Origin of the sequence: Burkholderia sp. Ac-20345 (assembly GCF_017104825.1) — a bacterium.
Lineage (GTDB): Bacteria > Pseudomonadota > Gammaproteobacteria > Burkholderiales > Burkholderiaceae > Burkholderia > Burkholderia lata_B.
In genome coordinates this window covers 1-15,798 of the sequence record NZ_JAAGPO010000002.1, presented here as the reverse complement: position 1 = coordinate 15,798, position 15,798 = coordinate 1, and the positions used below count along the sequence as shown (strand labels likewise).

At 61.7% G+C, this 15,798-nt stretch carries 23 protein-coding genes; all 23 read left to right on the top strand.

Features of this window, described 5'->3' with window-relative positions; translation table 11 throughout:
• Window positions 1–16: 16 nt before the first annotated feature.
• The 23 genes from G3O06_RS01165 (at window position 17) to G3O06_RS01050 (ending at window position 15,502) form a co-directional block, all read left to right on the top strand.
• Complete coding sequence (locus G3O06_RS01165) at window positions 17–598, top strand: hypothetical protein (protein ID WP_205814613.1); 582 nt, start codon at window positions 17–19, stop codon at window positions 596–598.
• 92 nt (window positions 599–690) lie between these two features.
• Window positions 691–1,335 (top strand): hypothetical protein, encoded by a 645-nt coding sequence (locus tag G3O06_RS01160; RefSeq protein WP_205814612.1) that lies wholly within the window; start codon window positions 691–693, stop codon window positions 1,333–1,335.
• Entirely contained in the window at window positions 1,329–1,571 is a 243-nt protein-coding gene (locus G3O06_RS01155; RefSeq protein WP_205814611.1) for a hypothetical protein, read from the top strand. Before G3O06_RS01160 ends, G3O06_RS01155 begins: the two co-directional genes overlap by 7 nt.
• A 10-nt stretch (window positions 1,572–1,581) precedes the next feature.
• Window positions 1,582–2,322, top strand: a complete 741-nt coding sequence (locus tag G3O06_RS01150) for a hypothetical protein (protein ID WP_205814610.1) — start codon at window positions 1,582–1,584, stop codon at window positions 2,320–2,322.
• 17 nt (window positions 2,323–2,339) lie between these two features.
• Complete coding sequence (locus G3O06_RS01145) at window positions 2,340–2,993, top strand: hypothetical protein (protein ID WP_205814609.1); 654 nt, start codon at window positions 2,340–2,342, stop codon at window positions 2,991–2,993.
• A 54-nt stretch (window positions 2,994–3,047) separates the two neighbouring features.
• Window positions 3,048–3,260 (top strand): hypothetical protein, encoded by a 213-nt coding sequence (locus G3O06_RS01140; RefSeq protein ID WP_205814608.1) that lies wholly within the window; start codon window positions 3,048–3,050, stop codon window positions 3,258–3,260.
• A gap of 26 nt (window positions 3,261–3,286) precedes the next feature.
• Window positions 3,287–3,430 (top strand): hypothetical protein, encoded by a 144-nt coding sequence (locus tag G3O06_RS01135; protein WP_205814607.1) that lies wholly within the window; start codon window positions 3,287–3,289, stop codon window positions 3,428–3,430.
• 55 nt (window positions 3,431–3,485) lie between these two features.
• Complete coding sequence (locus G3O06_RS01130; protein ID WP_205814606.1) at window positions 3,486–3,767, top strand: hypothetical protein; 282 nt, start codon at window positions 3,486–3,488, stop codon at window positions 3,765–3,767.
• On the top strand, window positions 3,764–4,186 hold the full coding sequence (locus G3O06_RS01125; protein ID WP_205814605.1) for a hypothetical protein: 423 nt from the start codon (window positions 3,764–3,766) through the stop codon (window positions 4,184–4,186). Before G3O06_RS01130 ends, G3O06_RS01125 begins: the two co-directional genes overlap by 4 nt.
• Before the next feature lie 55 nt (window positions 4,187–4,241).
• Complete coding sequence (locus G3O06_RS01120; protein WP_205814604.1) at window positions 4,242–4,601, top strand: hypothetical protein; 360 nt, start codon at window positions 4,242–4,244, stop codon at window positions 4,599–4,601.
• Between the two features lie 200 nt (window positions 4,602–4,801).
• On the top strand, window positions 4,802–5,380 hold the full coding sequence (locus G3O06_RS01110) for a hypothetical protein (RefSeq protein ID WP_205814603.1): 579 nt from the start codon (window positions 4,802–4,804) through the stop codon (window positions 5,378–5,380).
• A 106-nt stretch (window positions 5,381–5,486) separates the two neighbouring features.
• Window positions 5,487–5,852 carry a hypothetical protein gene (locus tag G3O06_RS01105; RefSeq protein WP_205814602.1) on the top strand — a complete coding sequence of 122 codons (366 nt, stop codon included), beginning with the start codon at window positions 5,487–5,489 and terminating at the stop codon, window positions 5,850–5,852.
• Between the two features lie 15 nt (window positions 5,853–5,867).
• Entirely contained in the window at window positions 5,868–6,491 is a 624-nt protein-coding gene (locus G3O06_RS01100) for an NADAR family protein (protein ID WP_241019437.1), read from the top strand.
• Between the two features lie 113 nt (window positions 6,492–6,604).
• Window positions 6,605–6,952, top strand: a complete 348-nt coding sequence (locus G3O06_RS01095; RefSeq protein ID WP_205814601.1) for a hypothetical protein — start codon at window positions 6,605–6,607, stop codon at window positions 6,950–6,952.
• Between the two features lie 116 nt (window positions 6,953–7,068).
• Window positions 7,069–7,281, top strand: coding sequence for a hypothetical protein (locus G3O06_RS01090; protein WP_176000154.1), 213 nt, complete (start codon window positions 7,069–7,071; stop codon window positions 7,279–7,281).
• A 156-nt stretch (window positions 7,282–7,437) separates the two neighbouring features.
• Window positions 7,438–8,694, top strand: coding sequence for an HNH endonuclease signature motif containing protein (locus G3O06_RS48830; RefSeq protein WP_241019436.1), 1,257 nt, complete (start codon window positions 7,438–7,440; stop codon window positions 8,692–8,694).
• Between the two features lie 208 nt (window positions 8,695–8,902).
• Complete coding sequence (locus G3O06_RS01080) at window positions 8,903–9,193, top strand: hypothetical protein (RefSeq protein ID WP_205814600.1); 291 nt, start codon at window positions 8,903–8,905, stop codon at window positions 9,191–9,193.
• 278 nt (window positions 9,194–9,471) lie between these two features.
• A complete protein-coding gene (locus G3O06_RS01075; protein WP_205814599.1) occupies window positions 9,472–9,876 on the top strand; it encodes a hypothetical protein in 405 nt (134 codons plus the stop codon).
• Window positions 9,877–9,884: 8 nt separating this feature from the next.
• Complete coding sequence (locus G3O06_RS01070) at window positions 9,885–10,271, top strand: hypothetical protein (RefSeq protein WP_205814598.1); 387 nt, start codon at window positions 9,885–9,887, stop codon at window positions 10,269–10,271.
• Window positions 10,268–10,810 carry a hypothetical protein gene (locus G3O06_RS01065; protein ID WP_205814597.1) on the top strand — a complete coding sequence of 181 codons (543 nt, stop codon included), beginning with the start codon at window positions 10,268–10,270 and terminating at the stop codon, window positions 10,808–10,810. The genes G3O06_RS01070 and G3O06_RS01065 overlap by 4 nt, the downstream gene beginning before the upstream one ends.
• 64 nt (window positions 10,811–10,874) lie before the next feature.
• The gene (locus tag G3O06_RS01060; protein WP_205814596.1) at window positions 10,875–12,926 is read left to right on the top strand and encodes a hypothetical protein; all 2,052 of its coding nucleotides are present in this window, start codon (window positions 10,875–10,877) and stop codon (window positions 12,924–12,926) included.
• A gap of 6 nt (window positions 12,927–12,932) precedes the next feature.
• The gene (locus tag G3O06_RS01055; protein ID WP_205814595.1) at window positions 12,933–14,165 is read left to right on the top strand and encodes a hypothetical protein; all 1,233 of its coding nucleotides are present in this window, start codon (window positions 12,933–12,935) and stop codon (window positions 14,163–14,165) included.
• Between the two features lie 290 nt (window positions 14,166–14,455).
• Window positions 14,456–15,502 carry a hypothetical protein gene (locus tag G3O06_RS01050; protein WP_205814594.1) on the top strand — a complete coding sequence of 349 codons (1,047 nt, stop codon included), beginning with the start codon at window positions 14,456–14,458 and terminating at the stop codon, window positions 15,500–15,502.
• Window positions 15,503–15,798: the final 296 nt, after the last annotated feature.

Genomic DNA, 15,798 nt, shown 5'->3' with positions numbered 1-15,798 from the left:
GCGCTCCGGAGAGGACATGGCCCGGCCACTGGAAAATCCCGAACGGAAAGGGGACGAAAGCCTCTTCTCGCTGGCGCTGAACGCGCGGTGCGAGTACGCGCTGATGCTGCTGCGCGTCGTCGCGGGCGAGATCGGCAGCGACGCGTTCAACCAGCACCACGCCGAAGCATATCGGCTCGCCGCACGCGCGGGCTACCTGTATGCCAGCGAGCCGATCCCGAACCTGCTGCGCGATGGAGATGAGCTCGAGGACGCATGGAACGATGGCGTCAAGAAGCGTGAGGAGGAGCGCCGCGCGGCCGGCGAGCAGATCCGCCACCTCGATATTGAGAAGCTGATCGAAGAGAAGGACTGGTATGCCCTTGGTCTGCCGTATCCGGAACAGATTCTCTGGAGCCTGAAACGCGGTGATCTCGTTCGTATCCGGTGGCACTTCCTGATTCCGGACGTGAACAGCGTGACCTACGACTACCAGTACGGGGAAGCCGCGTTTTTCGGGGCTCTCGACGACCTGTTGGTGGAGAAGCTCGACGTACTCCTGGCCGATATCGCACGCGGCCAGCCGTGGCGGCACGTTCAGTACCGGAGCGAGGAGTGAGGCCAGCCGGAGCCTTGAAACGCAGCGACGTTCCGGTACGGTGAAGCTTTGCCGGGCCTGACCGATGGGCAGAGGACACCAGGGGTGCTGAGATGAGTGATGAATTCAGGATGCAGTTGGGCGGGATCGATGGGGTCGGCGATGAAGGATTCACGATCAAGACGATCTGCGGGTGCCGGATCGTCTATGGGTCCGTGCCGCTGTCCTCATTCGCGATGCTGACCCACGGTTTCAGCAAGAAGGCGCTGATGGCGACAGATATTGCAGACCTCATCGGTGCGACGTTCGTCATCGGCGAGCCGACCGCGCTAGACGAACTGCGTCAGATGGATCTCCCGGTTTCGGCAAAGCGCCACGCTGACTACCTCGCTGCGACAGACCTCAGTCTGATTGCTGTCGCCATGTGGCTGCGCAAGGGCGAGCGCGGCAAGTCGTCGAACGCGATGTGCAAGGCCATCTACGGCGTGCCGGCGGATGCCGGAACGGAGTACCCCCACGATCCGGACGATCTGCGGCGCTGCTTGTTGTTCCTCGAGGCGACCGGCGCGCAGGACCAGTTGCAGAAGATGGCCGAGGTTTCCCCCGAATGGTCGCGACTCGTTTCCAGATGGGAGGAGCTGGCGGCGCGCTTTGCCGAGGAGACGGCAGCGGGCAAGCAGGCGCCGAAGACCTACGCGCTGATGCAGGAACTGGTTGGGCAGACACGATCGGCCAGATGGGAGAGAGCAGGATGTTGACGCGAGACCAGGACACGTGCCCACACACCGAGCAGCGGCCCGCCGAGAACCGGTCGATTGACCCGGATGGAAACGAGGTTGTCGACGTCGAGTGCGTTGAGTTCTCAACCATGGACGATATCGACCTGCACCGCGTGAAATGCCGGCTGTGCGGCAAGATCGACTACTACTCGGGGGCCGCACGACCGTTCTATGAGGACGGCATCAGATCGCCGGGGATTTCCGGCCTGGAATAGGAGAAGGGTGATGTTGGAAAGGGTTTGCAGGTTTCCCGTGCAGAACGAAAGCTTGGTTGTCAAAGAGCATTCGCTCGCCGGCGCTATCTTTGCCGGGAGCGTTGCGCAGGGCAAGTCCGCGATGCCGGATCACAGCGCGCTGACGCTGAGCCTGGCGGAAAAGGCCTTCGCCATCATCGGTGCGGACACGTTCACCGTGAGCGCCCGGTTGTCGGTGGACGATCCCAGGACCCTTCGCAATTTCGGGTTACTGGAGAGCATGCTGCTGATGGCCTACAACGATGGGAAGGCGGACGCGCTGCACGGTCGCGGCGGCGCGGTCGGCGATGCGATGTCGAGCGAGGAGCACGAGCATTTCGGTGCGATGGCCGCGGAGGTCGAGGGCGATCTGAAGGCCGAAGGTGCCAAGATCTACCGGATCACCCATCACTACGACATCGGCAATCAGGATGTGTACGTCGAGCATCCGACGGGCGAGGTCGATGGCAAGCGAGTTGCGCTGTACCTCTGGTTCAAGGCCTGGGACTGGTTCGGCAGCTCGGTCCTGATCTCGAACCTCGGCATCGCGTCGGTCATGGTGGCCTTCTACGGCTTCCGGCACCGCGCAACCCATCCCTTCAGCACCACGGTCGATCTGTATTCCGATGCGGAAGGGTTTCCGGGCTACGACGCGCTGATGAGCGACGCATCGCTGCATCGCGAAGGGCTGCGCGAGGCGATGGCGCCGCACGTCGTGGGTTCTGCAGGCTGACACAGGGAAAAATGGGAATGATGTACTGCCTTTGGATTTCGATCACTACCAATGCGCTGCTCTGCCTTGCATTGGTGGCTACGATCCGTATGTACCGGTCGGACAGGCGGTTCACGGCCAACTGCCAGCTCAAAGAACGAGAGGCAGCGGAACGCGTTGTCGGGGAGTTGAAGCAGTTGAGTTCCGACTACTTCACGCTCGCCGGGGCAGTTTCAACGAGCCTTGAGGCCATCCGCGCTGACATCGACCGGAACTATCACCACACACACGATGGCCACGTGCTGGACACGATTGCCTCCAGACTTCGAAGACAGGTGGCCGACCGCGCCGGCGCCTATGAGGTTCCGCTGTACGACTACGAAATCCGTCAAGTCAAAGCTCTGGGCGGCGAAATTTCCAACCGCGACACGATGTCCTTGGGGCAGATGCTCGAGTTTGCATGGAGTCTGCACACGTTGTCTCGTGAGCGGGCTGACCAACTGACAAGGGTTGTCCAGCAACCGTGTGGCAATCATGGGCACGCCAATTGGTTGGGGAAGATGCTCGCGATCTATGAACTCATGTGCGGTCGGGATAAGGAACTGGCGGTAGAGCGATTGTCTGCGGTTGTCGAGGCATGGAGGTACCAACCAGCAGATTCTGCGCCGAGATACGTCGAGGACGTACGCTGACACGGATATCCCGTCCCGAGCATTCGTCGGATGGGGAATTAGGAGAAAACTGGCATGGCGTCAACGACGTATCACATCCATATCCCGATCGCCAAATTGCTGGCGATGTCAGACGCCGAACTGGCAGAAACACTATCGCCAGGAACAGGTGTCGAGTTGCGGGAAATGCTGGTGCTCAAGAAGGCGGCTGGCAAGACGGTATTCACGGGTGACAACTGTGATCAACAGGATGCCGATGGTGCGTGCCTCGGACATCGCAGAGATTGAAGGAAAATATGGAACCCAAATTCCACATGAAGAACCCCGACGGCTCTTACTTGCCGATTCTGAATGACCCGAAGTTCGATCCTGACGTCGACACGGGGCGGGCGGAGTGGTTTCGCCGACAGGCGACCGAACGGAAGGCACTGATCGCAGCGGGCAAGAAGGTCAAGTAATCGCAGCCAGCTCTCAACTGGTTAGTCAAAGGCTCTTATCAAAACGGAGTGCCCCATGATCATCGTCAAAAACTTCTTCTATGCCGTCGGGATTGCGTTCTTGCTTGGGTTGCAGGCCGTCAATGCGGACAAGGATCTGCTGCGCCAGTTCGTGCTGATCCTTCAGTCAGACAACTTCTGGATGATCGTGATGCTGGGCACGCTCATTCTTACCGCATTGGAATCGGCCTTTTGCGGGCCGGTCTCATCATCTTCCGCGACCGACGATCTCAAGGGCTTCTGGGGGGTACTTAAGAAGCTCGCTGCGAAATTCGCGCCGGCGCGGGGAACCCGATGAACGAGACGCTGAAGGCGCTTTTCCTCTATATCAAGCGGGAAAACTGCGATCCGACGTGGCAGGGAATTCGCGACAACGTGCTTGGTGCGATCTATCACCCGGAGATGCGCTACGTCGACGTGCTGAAGGTCCTTCTGACCGCGTACACGCAAGCGCTGATGGAACCGCGCTTCGAGTTGCCCGGCAGGCACAACGCGGCCGAAGATTTGCTGCTCGCGCCGATCAAGGGTCACCAAGCCATCGACTTCATGGGTCCGTCCTCGCTCGAGACGCGCTACAAGGTCGAGCAGTTCTACGGGGCGATGATCGAGAAAATGATGGGTGATCTTCGGTGCTGCAGGATCGACTGGTGCCGCGGCGAAATCTGGCCCGAAGAGAACGCGTCGGCTGCGGCTTCGCCGGCGCTGGAGAGCAGGTAGCCGGGGAAATTCGATGTGTGGGTGCCGAACTTAGGGCGGCGTCCGAAGGATTGACATGATTTCAGACGACCGAATCTTCTGGCTTGACGACATGCCAGAACCGGAAGCCCGCGAGAAGCTGGGCGGAGACTTTGCCTATGCGATCTCGCTGGGGCGAGCCTACTGCGTACGCTGTGTGCAGGAAGCCCGGCTCGCGGACGACATTGAGCGATACGCCGCCTACCAGACAGCCGTCCGCGTCGCCCGCCTGATCGAATGGATCAACGAGCACGATCGACCTGAACCGACGCTTTTCAACGGCGACGGCACGCTGACCGTGGCGACGACTGCGGTCGAAGCCAGCGGCCGGATCTATGTCGAGCATGACGTGATTCCTGCGACGACGCGTGCGGCTCGCGATTTGCTCGGTTACTGACGGTTAGGGGGAATCGTATGCCTGAGCGCGTGCAGCTGAAGCGAACCAAGTGAGCGGCTTGTCGCTGCCGCCCGCGCCGAGCTTCGCGGGAAGAATCTCGGGTGTTGGTGCCCGAAGCCAATGCAGCCATACGAGGACGATTGCTGCCACGCGAGCGTGCTGTTGAAGCTGGCGAACGAAGAGGAAGGAAAAAATGAGTGATGACGGCAAGTGAAAATATGAACGTGCGCGCAATGACAATCGCGGTAGGTGATGCCTCTCCGCTCGAATCGCCCGGCCCGGGTGAAATGGCTCTGGCCGCGACGATCGTCAGTGGTGTGCTGACGATGGTGCTCCAGTTGCCGGATGTCTCGGACGAGGATATCGCCGGCGTGCAGGGCATTCCTCACGGCCTCGCGCTGCTGCAGACCCCCGATCTGCCGGTCGGCATCCTGATGCTCGTGCTGCGTACGGGTGGAGAGAGGGTCTGGCCGCTGGCAGCGCCGATTGCGGCCCATGTCGACGTGATGCAGGCGTGGGCAGAAGAAAAGCCGGACAGCAATGTCGTGCTCGTCATGCTGGTTGACTCGAACACGAACACGGTCCGCGCGTTGCGCACGATCGGTGCGCCGATGGATCTGTTCGATCTGATCCAGTCGGGTATCAGGTCGTGTAGGCGCTTCGATCCTGCGGAATTCGTCATGCGAGCGGGTGAGATCCCGCCCGAGGACGTCTGGGGTAAAGGTCGGCGCTGGCTGCGAGACGACGAATCCGACGAGTTTCGAGGAACGGGTACCTGACAGCTTCCGAAGCAGAAGCTAGGCAATACGTAGCCGCCGTGGTGGTGAAGGAGTTCGGCGTGCTGGAATCCAAGGTCAGAAGCATTTAAAGCATCGGAGCAATTCTGTGAACGAAGCCCGAAGCCCAGATGGTCGGCCAATCCCGACGAGCTATGCGGAGATGCTCCTTGCCATCGAGCGAGGCTATACGCATGTGCTGTTATTGAGGGAGGCGGGCTTCTTCGTCACCCTCAAGCACGCCGACAAGATGCCCGATATCCGCATTGATGCATTCCTCGCGGTGAACGATGGCGGCTACCCCTTCCTTTTGGGATTCGCGCGTGGAAGCCTCGGCATTCGTCTCGTCTTCAACTGCTATATCCACGCCAGTCTATCGCGCGACCTTCACGACGTGCGCGAGGTGGAAGTCATCGAAATTGCCGAAGGAGTTGAGCGGAAGTACCAGGCTGAACTGCTGCATTCATTCGACTAGGGAAACGACTGCGTTATGGACGAGATGAAACAGACGATCGAATTTTACCGGGCCAATGAAAAGCCTTACGGCGCGTTCAGCAACCTCTTTCGGCGCGAGATCGAGATCAACGACTTGCGGTTCCCGACCGTTGAGCACGCTTACCAGTCACTCAAGCCACGTGATCCGCGCGTGCGCGCCTGGTTGATGTCAGCGCCGGCTCCGTCGCTCGTGGCGCTCGCCGCCCACGTCGTGCCTTCGAACGATGCCGATCCTACCGAGATCATGGGGCGGACGGCCGACGCGCTGCTTGGCTTCCATACCCGTCCGGGCTGGTCGCGGCTGCGTTACCCGTGGATGCTTGCCTGTCTGCGTGCGAAGTTCGTACAGCATGCCGATCTGCGCGAGTTGCTGCTTGCAACAGGCGACGCCCAGATTGTCGAGGCCGGCCGAATCGACGACGACGCCGGTCGTCGGTGGGGCATCGTCAATGGACGTGGCCAGAACTACCTCGGGCGGATGCTCATGCGCGTTCGCGCCGAGCTCGCTGGGACGGTGTTCCCGGACGCTGACCTGGATGCCCGCCTTCACGATGGCGCGGAGCCCCTGGGTGCAGCGCTGATCATTACGGACGCAGCAGCCATCGCAAGTGCAGTTTGAAAATGAATCGGCAACCCCAAAACCCGGATACGGGCTAACCCCTCGGCGACCAGACACGCGTAATTTCGGTAACCAGTCGTCGCTTTGTAGTCCCCAAACCACCAGGAGAACCTATGCCTCAAGCCGCCGCGCTCGCAAATCTCGTCAATCAGACGCCAATCGATCAGTTGATCTTCGGTATGTACTCGTCCATCTGGATCCAGGTGAAGGCAGGCAGTTATACCGTCTCCGGTCGGAGCAAGGGCGATGACGCTGTCGGATCGCTGCCGGATGATGGAGCATCGACCCTCGTGAACCATCTCGACGGAGTGCTGGGCGGTGTGGAAACCGTCGATGTCCAAGTCGGCGGCGCGGCCTACGGCATCACGAAGATGACGATCGTCGGGGGGACCGAATACACCATGACGGAACATGCCCGGATCCCGCCGGCGGCCCGCGGCGTGCCGACCGTCGTCATCTGATCGGGAAACCGCGTCACGCGGAAGTGTCCAGCTACCGGCCGGTCGCCGTCTTGCGTCGTAGCGGGCGCGGCGCCGGCGGCCGGCAAGCGCCAATTGATGCGAGGAGGGCAGAAAACATGGGCATTCTCGAAAGGGCAGCGCTCGTACCGCTGACGGCGAACGAGATATCGCAGGCAAGACAGATCATCGCGTTCGATGGGGTGTGCGTGGCGCATATCCAGCGGCAGATGGGGATTGGCTGGAACAGGGCGGCTGACCTCGCTGAAGCGATAGTTGGAAGGGACGCCCTGCCGGACGTCGCGAAGAACCGCTACGCGCGGTGCTCGTGAATCGTTGAAGGTGCTGGACGGGTTCCTGCAGGGAAGGGAACTCGCCGGTCGTGTCGTGCTACGCTCTGCGCCTGCAGGGATATGCGTGAACCCGCCTGGGCAGTCTGTCTGGGCGTCGACTGCGGTCCCCGTCGCTTCCAACGTGCGAGCAAGACCATGTCCAAATACGCCCCCCTCGCAGACTACCTCCGAAATCTGGACGGGAACGAGGTCACGTTCTCCTTCGAGGAGATTGAACGGATCCTCGGCTTTTCCCTGCCTGCGACCGCCAGTCGGTTCCGACCATACTGGTCAAATTCCGGGGTGAAAGACGGACATCCGGGCCGGCTATGGCGCGGCGCGGGTTGGCGCCAGGTCCGTCTCGACCTCACTGGCCGGCATGTCTCCTTCCGCCGCGCCGATGCGATGACGTCCGACCTGGAGGGCCTGAAGCCGCAAACCAAGGGGCTCCTCTACGACCTGTTGCAGGATGCGGGTTTTTCGGTGGATGAGTGGCACCGCACCTCGCATGGCGACCCTGTCGAAAATTACAGGTCCAACCCGAGGTTCTGCTACGAATGGTGCTTTGGCTCGGTGAGCGAGGGGTTCGCCATGTGCTTCTGGTACGAGAACCTGACGGCCGATCCACTCGGTCGGATCGTCTTCGATGGCAATGTGCGGGAAACGCTCGATGCCCTGTTGGCGATCGCGAGAGACGATGCGTCCGACGCTTCAATGCGCTTGCGCGCGCACGATCAAGCGGCGCGGGCCAAAGCCCTCGAAGATGCAATTCACGAGTCGTTCCGGAGGGGGCTGGCGGCGCGTGTCATCCTCTGCGAAGGCAATCGCCGCCGGGTTGACGAGCTGGGAAAGGGTGCCTCGTCGGTCGCACGACGGCATCTCGACGTCGCGGAGTGGTACGTCCACGCTTACGATAGCCGTACGGGTGACTGCCTTGTCGTGAGAGAGGTGGAACCGGAGGATTCGGGCGGCGCCGCTGACGGCGACATCGAGTACGACGAGGACGCCACCTACGACGAGGTCCAGAATCGCGCGATCAAGACGCGGCGCGGGCAGCAGCGGTTCCGCAGGCAATTGCTCGACGCGTACCGGAAGTGCTGCGCGGTCACCGGCGCCCGCGTGGTGGAACTGCTCGAGGCCGCGCACATCGTGCCGCACTCGCTCATGACGGACTACTCGACCCGCAACGGCCTGCTGTTGCGCACCGACATCCACACGCTTTTCGATCTCAACCTCATGTCGGTCGACGAGCGATGCGTCGTCCATGTGTCCAGGGCGTTGTCCAACACGGACTACTGGCAGTATCACGGAAAACGCTTGAAGACCATTCCGGATCGATCCGAGGACCAGCCCTCGGCAACGGGCCTGGCGTGCCGCCACGAGAGCTTCCGCGAGGCTGAAAGTAACCGATAGTCGCGCCGCCTCGCGGCGAGCTCGCCGTCAATCGCGGATAGATTCCTGGTAGGATCTTGGGGTATATTGGAGTCTCACTTCGACGGTAGCTGGGCCGACAGCCAGCCAGCGGGATATCCCGCGATTCAATCGCACGTCAATGCACATCCAACCCAGCGGGGCAGATTCCCGTTGGGAGCCTGCTTCGCAATTTTTTAGGAGCAGGTCTATGAACAATCACGACGAATCGGTCCAGAAGCTTTCTGATCGAGATCTCGACGAGCTGAATCTTCCGGCGGCCAGTATTCCTGTTTCGCTACGCGGCCGGCTCGAAGTCGAAATGACGGACAACAGCTATCCCCAGGTCGGTATCACGTGCGACGGCGTCTTCATTACCGAGCCGTACTTCGACGTTGGTATGGCTGATTCCGCCGTCCCGAGCGACTATGGACTGACCGCGGAGGAGGCGGACTTCATCGTCGAAACCAATCAACGGCTGGCTTCTCGACCGCAAAGTTGACGATTCGGCCAACTGGTAGCATCTAACCTTAAACCATGCCCGCTGCGCCCCTTGGGAGCAGCGGGCTTTTATTTTTTCGACGCCCAGCGGCAGGTACACTTTGCACGTAATTTCCTGATAGGAAGTATATTGGATGCAGATTCGAACACGGTAAATCAGGCCACCTGTACGGCTCGCGCGGTTACCTTGATTTGCCTGGCACAACGGGTATCGTGAGCTTCCAACTTGGGGTGGCGGAATCGCCGCCACTTGCGGCAATGCTCACTGAGAAGAGGTCGATGGATACGAACATCAAGAATGCGCCGCAGCGCATATATCTGAACGTCGGCGATCTGCCGCCCGGTGAATTCGAATTCGCAGGCCTCCACGAAGTTTCGTGGTGCGCCGACAAGCAGGGTGACAGCGACATCGAATACGCGCTCGTTGCTCCCGCCCCTTCCGCCTCCCGACAGGAAGCGGGGAAGGCATTGTCGTCGGAGGGTCCGCTGGAGCGTCCGTTCAACGATGTCATGGCCGAGATCTCGGCCGTGCGCCCGCTGGTGGACCAGTTCATCCAGGCTCGCGGTGGCGACATCAGCGGTATCAGCTATGCGGATTTGCTGGCGTTCGCCTCATCGGTCCGTCGCGAGACGCTGTCCGGCGATCGCGCGGCGGTGCCCGCCGGCAGTCTGGATGATGCGTAGAGGATTGTATGGTGACCATCGTTTTCGATCAGCCGGGCGATTTCGAGGCGAGCAACGCTGCCGAGAAGTGGTGCCGCGAACGCGGGATCTCCGTTGGCGAGATGCAAGGCCCCGCGCCGCGCGGTCTGCTGGTGGGCGACTTCTGGATCGCGAAGTGGCGCAACCTTACCGCTGCCGAGAAGCGCGCCCTCAACGGTCGGATGACGGGCGACATGCGCCACGGGCCAGTCACGATAACGTTCGACGGCGATGAGCACGGAAATCCGGTCGGGAAGCAGCGTGAACGTGCGACCCGCACGAAAGGTAGCCACTTCCCCATAAACGGGAACCAGTCGGACACTGCGCCAGGCGCGACACTCGCCGCCAACGTGCTTGAATTGGGAGACAAATCTTGAACCTGCGCATCCTGAAGAAGCTGTCGAAGCGCGCCGCGCCGTTATTGCCGCTACTTGGCGATGAGCGCGAGCAGTTCCGGGCGGATGACTCGTGCAAGTCCTTCACCAACGTCGGCGGACACGACTTCAAACATTGGGACCGGATGAGCGTCCCTCATGGCAGACGGGATCGCGGCTCATTCAAGTACCAGCCGAAGCACGGGCGTAACTGGATCGTGATGAGCGAGCCCTGGCAGCCGTGGAAGGGGACGGTGATGCTCGGAGAGTCTGTCGGCTATTACGAGCCCGAGTGGGAAGAACACACGGCATGGGAAGCGCTTCAGTGCGCTGTCATCGAGCACTACACCGACTGGAACGAGGATGGGCCGATCGCCCTTCGCACGTTCGACACACCGAGCGACTACTTCCGGGCCGCGCACGAAATCATCGCTGCGGCCGCGCGGGCACAGCAACAGCGGGCCGCGGCCGATCGAGAGCGCGCGGTAGCTTCTCCGGTTGGCGCCGGCGCGTCCGTGGCGCGCGAGCAGGTCTTGATTTGAGGGGCGTCCCCGGTATCGTGGTCCATGTAACCCCGGATGGTCCGGGTCAACACGAATCGATGAAATGAACGCGACCGACATTGCGCAGGCATTGAAGCAACTCGACTGGACGGGTGTCCCAATCGGGAACAAGGCGGTTATCCAGCAGGCGATCACGGCACTGGAACAGGCGTCGTTGCAATTCCCAGGCGAGGCGGTCGGCTACGTCACGCCGGAGGTGGCCGGCGGCTCGAAAGACTGGGAGCAGGCGACGTTGCTGGATGCTCCGGAGGGCGTCAGCACCGAGCCCCTGTTTGCTGAGCCGGTCGCCGCCGCCGCGGCTGTCGCGATCGCGCGTATCGACGCGCACTCGAAAGGCCTCGGGGAGGCGCTGCACGTCTGTCTCGACAGGGTCAACGAATACGAAGCGCGCGAGTGGGCGGGCGATGCGAGCGGCGCCCGCGCCTGTGTGCATGTCATCGAGATGCTGCTCCGGGAGCTTCCGGACGAGCGCGACGAGGCCATCTCGCTGAGCGAGCTCGCGCAGCGCGTCATCGAATACGGCAATGCTCGTGAGGCGCGCGACGCCAACGCCATCCAGGCGACGTACCACGCGATTCTCGCGGCGCTCCCCGGCGCTGCCACCATGCGCGACGCCAGCGGGCAGACGGTGAGCGCCGACGGTCAGGCACTGCGCGAGCTGGTCGCACGGATCCGGAGCGCAACGTACAGTCAGGAACCGCTCACGCTTGGTGCGGAGGAGGTAGGCGTGCTCGAGCGATGCGCCGGCCTGCTCGTGCAACCTGTCACCGAACCGGAGTTCACCGATTGGGGCCGCGCCGCGCTGGTCTGGGTGCTTTATCACAACCAGGACCGCCGCAGCCCGATCGGACGCGCCATTCGGTTCGCGCTCGGCATGGGCGAGTCGCAACCGCTCAACGCGGTCCAGGTCGACGAGGCGCTGCGCTGGGCGCAGTCGACGAACACGCCGGCGGCCCGCGGCGCGCAGGTTTTCGACGCGAAGGGGTTCTATGTCGCGCTGAACGCCGTTCGTGAGCAGCGAGACCTGCAGTGGAAGCAGGTCACCAACGAAAGTGGCGTCACCAGCACGCAGTTGACGCAGCTCGCGATGGGGCGACGTCTGGAAGACGAGCCCACGCGCAGGCTTGCCCATTGGGCGAATCTTCGCCTCGCGGACTTTGACGGCTCGGTGGCGATTCCCGAAGAGATCCAGCGCGACCTCGAGCGGAACGACTGGACGCCAGAGGCGGCGCTGCGCTGGTACGCCGCCGGTAAGCACTTCGATACGGTGGCCGGGCGCACGCGCATCATCGATACCGGCGCCGTGGCTTCGATCGCGCTGAAGCGCTCGGACGCTGCCTATCACGCGTTGAAGGGCGCAGACGCGAGTTTCCCGGCTCCGGATGCGGCGCACGACGGTGAGAGCGTGGCCCTGACGTTCGCCGAGTGGCGCTGCACGTACGCCGACGAGATCAGCGACGAGAAGGTGGCTCGAGACGCTTGGGACGCCGTGCAAGGTGCGGCTGCCGCACGCGGCGGAGTGCCGACCCTGCAGCAGATCAGCAACTACTTGCATGGGCTCGATGCCGTGCGGCGCGAAGTGGTCGAGCGCGAAGGTCGTGAGCTGGCCGCCGGTAGCGTGTCGGGTGCCCCGACGATGGCGGCGCGGGGTGAGGAGAATCGGGCGATCTACGTGAGCGCCGAGAATCTCCGACTCTTCGACGCGGGGCTGTACAGCATGTTCGACGTCGGTGTGGAGACGCCCAACCGAACGATCAGCCTGTATCGCGCGGCCGCGCTGCCGGTAGCCGCTGGTGCTGCGCGCAAGGTCACGCTCTGGGAAGCGTTCGAAATGGGCTTCTCGTTCCGCAGCGCACTGCTCGGACACGTCCTGGACGGACGGGACGTCGGCCGTTTGACGACGTGCGAGTTCTGGGCTGAGCCGATGCTTGGCATGCACGAAGGCACGGATCTCCACGTTGGGTTGAGCGTAGGGCAGGCCATCGTGAGGCTCAAAACCGAAGTGCGCCGCCGCCTGGATGCGCTTGACGCCGCTTCGAACGAAAGCGTCACGACGCCTTCCGCCAAGACAACCGCCGCAACTCAACTGGATTGACCCGCGATGAATACGACCCAACTGCCCGAATCGCGAATCGAAGCAATCATTTCGACGGCCTGCGGCCAATATCGCACCGGCGACAGCTACACGTTCGAGGACGTCTGGAACTGCATCGAAGCGGCGCTTGCCTCTGCCAGCGTGAAAGTGGGATCCGTGCCGGTCGGCTTTCGCACTCGCGTGCCGGGTTTTGACTGGACGCCGTGGATTACCGACGATCAAGCCACGATCGACAAAGCGATCAACGATGCGCACGACCACGGCTTCGAAGGCGAAGTGCTTTTCGTCGCATCAGCCACCCCTGCCGAGGCGCCGCTGAACGATGCGCGTGTGAATATCGAACACACCATGTGGCGCATCGCCACGCATGGAGAGCCGCAGATTTCCGTAACGGATGACGCGGACGAAGTGCGGGCAGCCATCACTGGAGCAGAACGCAAAGCCTTCGAATATGGACTGCAACGCGGATATGCGCTCGCCTCTGCTTCGGCTGTGCCTACGGAAGCCGAGCCCGACGAGACGCTCTCGTCGGAGGCCCGGGCTTTCCTCTACCCCGATGTTTCCGATCTGGTGGCCGCGGCGCACGCCGGCCGCGCGGCGCGATACCTCTGCACGCCCAACGCCGGCGGTGAGGGCGTCGTGATCGATCGGGCGCCCGATTCGTTCGAGCTCCGGGAATGCGCCATCGTCGAACTTCGGGCAGACGAGTCCTCCATCGTTGCGCTGGTGCAGAACGCCATCCGCACGGCGAGCCGTGGCGGTGACATCCTCCGGTGCGCGCAGACCGCGGCGAGGGCAATCGTGCCGCTCTTTGCCGGTGCCGCCGTAGCGGAACAGGCAGCGGTGACCGGCCGCGAAATGTTCGCCTGGCAGGACGATCCTGCGAACACGGGCATCGGCCCTTACTGCCAGCCCGGCGATCGCCGCGATCCGCGGTGGTTGCTCATGTTCGACGACGCGGATCGAGGTCTCGCCATCTACGAATCCGAAAAGGAAGTGCGTGAGGCGTTCGCACACTCGGAAGGACGCGGCTGGAACTGCTGGCTGTTCTCGCCCACGCCCCGAGTGGCATCGCAAGCCGAGGTGACGAGCGAGGACACTGTGCGCAAGATCTTCGCTGCGGCAGGATGCAACGGGTGGTTCGCGTCGGACCCGCTGAACGCTGCCGAAGTGGTTCGCGTGGCCCGTGCATCGATCACCGCCGGACCCGTGAAAGCCGAGTCGATGGACGAAGGTTGAACCACGAACCAGAAACGGTGCAGGGAGGATTGTTGGGTTGGCCTGCCGTCCAGAGGTCGGTGCTTCTCGACTGCAGGTCACCCAACCGGAGTAGGCACAATAATTTCAAATTCCCATCACGAAGTCAGGTGCTATATACTCGTCCCGCATAGGGAAGACCGGTCCCTACCTCCCACGTCATGGTGAAGCCTCAAGCAGGCCCGGTGCAGCAAAATTTCGCCGATTTCTCAGACCCCAGAGAATGCCCGGCCAAGTGGGAACGCAGGCGTTCAACCTACTGGAGTCCGTCCATGCGTACCTACTTTCGCAACACGAAGCGACCAAAGCTTGTCGCCGAGAGTCTCACCGCCGCTTTCCCCAACCTCCAATATGCGACTGCGCTTGAATGGGTAGCGACGATCTTCGGGTATCGGAATTGGCATGAGTTGCAAAGCTCGGTCAACGAGTTTGCAACACCTACACCCCTGTTCAGTCTACTCGATCCTGACGCAGAAGATTTTGAACGGTTGCACGAGCTCTACGAGCACCAGGTCGAAAAGCTGCAGGAGCTACTTGGCGACGAAGCACCCTATGCCGAGGACGTGGTGGCCTGGACACTTCGTGCAGACAATCAGTTCATTCTGAGTCGGCCCAAGCGACTGATTGACGTGCCGCATGGCACGCCGCGGCTTCAGGCATTTGCGGCCGACGATCGCTTTTTCCCTTGCGAATCCCCTGGGGTTGACTACGGCTCGAATGATTACGGGAAGGGAGAATGCTTCGCCTGCTACGAGACCCTGCCGCAGGACATGGACGCGACCGAGATGATCGCGGAATTCGTTGCGCGGATTCGAGCCGTGCGCGGCGCGAGCGTGGCCGCCCTTGCGGAGACGGTGTGTCGGGCGGAGGTGACATCGCCAGTGGTCGAATGCGATGCGAGTCTGTCGTCCGTGATTCAATACAAGGATCTCCGCCTGATTTTGGTAGACCGAGAAACCAGGAATATCCGCGGATGTGGTGTGTTTCGGATTGGAATCTATGTTGGGCCGCCAGGGAAGGGCTGCTTGATCACGTGCGACGCCAAGGCCGTAGTGGTCGAAGGCGGATACAACTATCTCAGCCTTCAGCTTGCGACGGTCGTACTTATGTTCTTTAAGTACGCGTTCGATGTCACGAGGTGGATGCAATTCGGTGAAAAGTCCGAATCGGTAGCGGTCGAAATTGATGAAGACGTCGCCGATCAGCCAGAGGCGACGGAGGTATTGGACGCCGTGTACGAGCTTTGGAATGACGAGATCGACGAGCACACAAGCGAGATAGCGGAGCGCGGATCACTGTCGCCGCGCGGTGCCCGCTGACACTGGACGAGGTTTCCAAGGCATACGATCTCTCGAGCGTCAGTACGCAATAGACAGCGCATCCTGATCGGTAGGCCCACCGCATTTTCAACTTCCGATCAGGATGATTCCCACCAGGAAATCCAGTGCTATACTCGTAACCGCTTTCCATCGGTAGCTGGTCCGTTTTCCAGCCTGCTCGGTCGATTCCTCGTCCGTGCTTCGTGTTGCCGCCTGCCGGCATCTTGTCTTTCCCTCTGGGGCTCCGTTCCCCAAAGGGATCGGTTTGCCCCTATTTTTCATTCAGGAGCAAACCA

What these genes read in the sequence shown, in the direction of transcription:
- G3O06_RS01165 (WP_205814613.1), top strand. Translation starts at nt 17, where the DNA reads ATGGCCCGGCCACTGGAAAATCCCGAACGGAAAGGGGACGAAAGCCTC.
- G3O06_RS01160 (WP_205814612.1), top strand. Translation starts at nt 691, where the DNA reads ATGAGTGATGAATTCAGGATGCAGTTGGGCGGGATCGATGGGGTCGGC.
- G3O06_RS01155 (WP_205814611.1), top strand. Translation starts at nt 1,329, where the DNA reads ATGTTGACGCGAGACCAGGACACGTGCCCACACACCGAGCAGCGGCCC.
- G3O06_RS01150 (WP_205814610.1), top strand. Translation starts at nt 1,582, where the DNA reads ATGTTGGAAAGGGTTTGCAGGTTTCCCGTGCAGAACGAAAGCTTGGTT.
- G3O06_RS01145 (WP_205814609.1), top strand. Translation starts at nt 2,340, where the DNA reads ATGATGTACTGCCTTTGGATTTCGATCACTACCAATGCGCTGCTCTGC.
- G3O06_RS01140 (WP_205814608.1), top strand. Translation starts at nt 3,048, where the DNA reads ATGGCGTCAACGACGTATCACATCCATATCCCGATCGCCAAATTGCTG.
- G3O06_RS01135 (WP_205814607.1), top strand. Translation starts at nt 3,287, where the DNA reads ATGAAGAACCCCGACGGCTCTTACTTGCCGATTCTGAATGACCCGAAG.
- G3O06_RS01130 (WP_205814606.1), top strand. Translation starts at nt 3,486, where the DNA reads ATGATCATCGTCAAAAACTTCTTCTATGCCGTCGGGATTGCGTTCTTG.
- G3O06_RS01125 (WP_205814605.1), top strand. Translation starts at nt 3,764, where the DNA reads ATGAACGAGACGCTGAAGGCGCTTTTCCTCTATATCAAGCGGGAAAAC.
- G3O06_RS01120 (WP_205814604.1), top strand. Translation starts at nt 4,242, where the DNA reads ATGATTTCAGACGACCGAATCTTCTGGCTTGACGACATGCCAGAACCG.
- G3O06_RS01110 (WP_205814603.1), top strand. Translation starts at nt 4,802, where the DNA reads ATGACGGCAAGTGAAAATATGAACGTGCGCGCAATGACAATCGCGGTA.
- G3O06_RS01100 (WP_241019437.1), top strand. Translation starts at nt 5,868, where the DNA reads ATGGACGAGATGAAACAGACGATCGAATTTTACCGGGCCAATGAAAAG.
- G3O06_RS01095 (WP_205814601.1), top strand. Translation starts at nt 6,605, where the DNA reads ATGCCTCAAGCCGCCGCGCTCGCAAATCTCGTCAATCAGACGCCAATC.
- G3O06_RS01090 (WP_176000154.1), top strand. Translation starts at nt 7,069, where the DNA reads ATGGGCATTCTCGAAAGGGCAGCGCTCGTACCGCTGACGGCGAACGAG.
- G3O06_RS48830 (WP_241019436.1), top strand. Translation starts at nt 7,438, where the DNA reads ATGTCCAAATACGCCCCCCTCGCAGACTACCTCCGAAATCTGGACGGG.
- G3O06_RS01080 (WP_205814600.1), top strand. Translation starts at nt 8,903, where the DNA reads ATGAACAATCACGACGAATCGGTCCAGAAGCTTTCTGATCGAGATCTC.
- G3O06_RS01075 (WP_205814599.1), top strand. Translation starts at nt 9,472, where the DNA reads ATGGATACGAACATCAAGAATGCGCCGCAGCGCATATATCTGAACGTC.
- G3O06_RS01070 (WP_205814598.1), top strand. Translation starts at nt 9,885, where the DNA reads ATGGTGACCATCGTTTTCGATCAGCCGGGCGATTTCGAGGCGAGCAAC.
- G3O06_RS01060 (WP_205814596.1), top strand. Translation starts at nt 10,875, where the DNA reads ATGAACGCGACCGACATTGCGCAGGCATTGAAGCAACTCGACTGGACG.
- G3O06_RS01055 (WP_205814595.1), top strand. Translation starts at nt 12,933, where the DNA reads ATGAATACGACCCAACTGCCCGAATCGCGAATCGAAGCAATCATTTCG.
- G3O06_RS01050 (WP_205814594.1), top strand. Translation starts at nt 14,456, where the DNA reads ATGCGTACCTACTTTCGCAACACGAAGCGACCAAAGCTTGTCGCCGAG.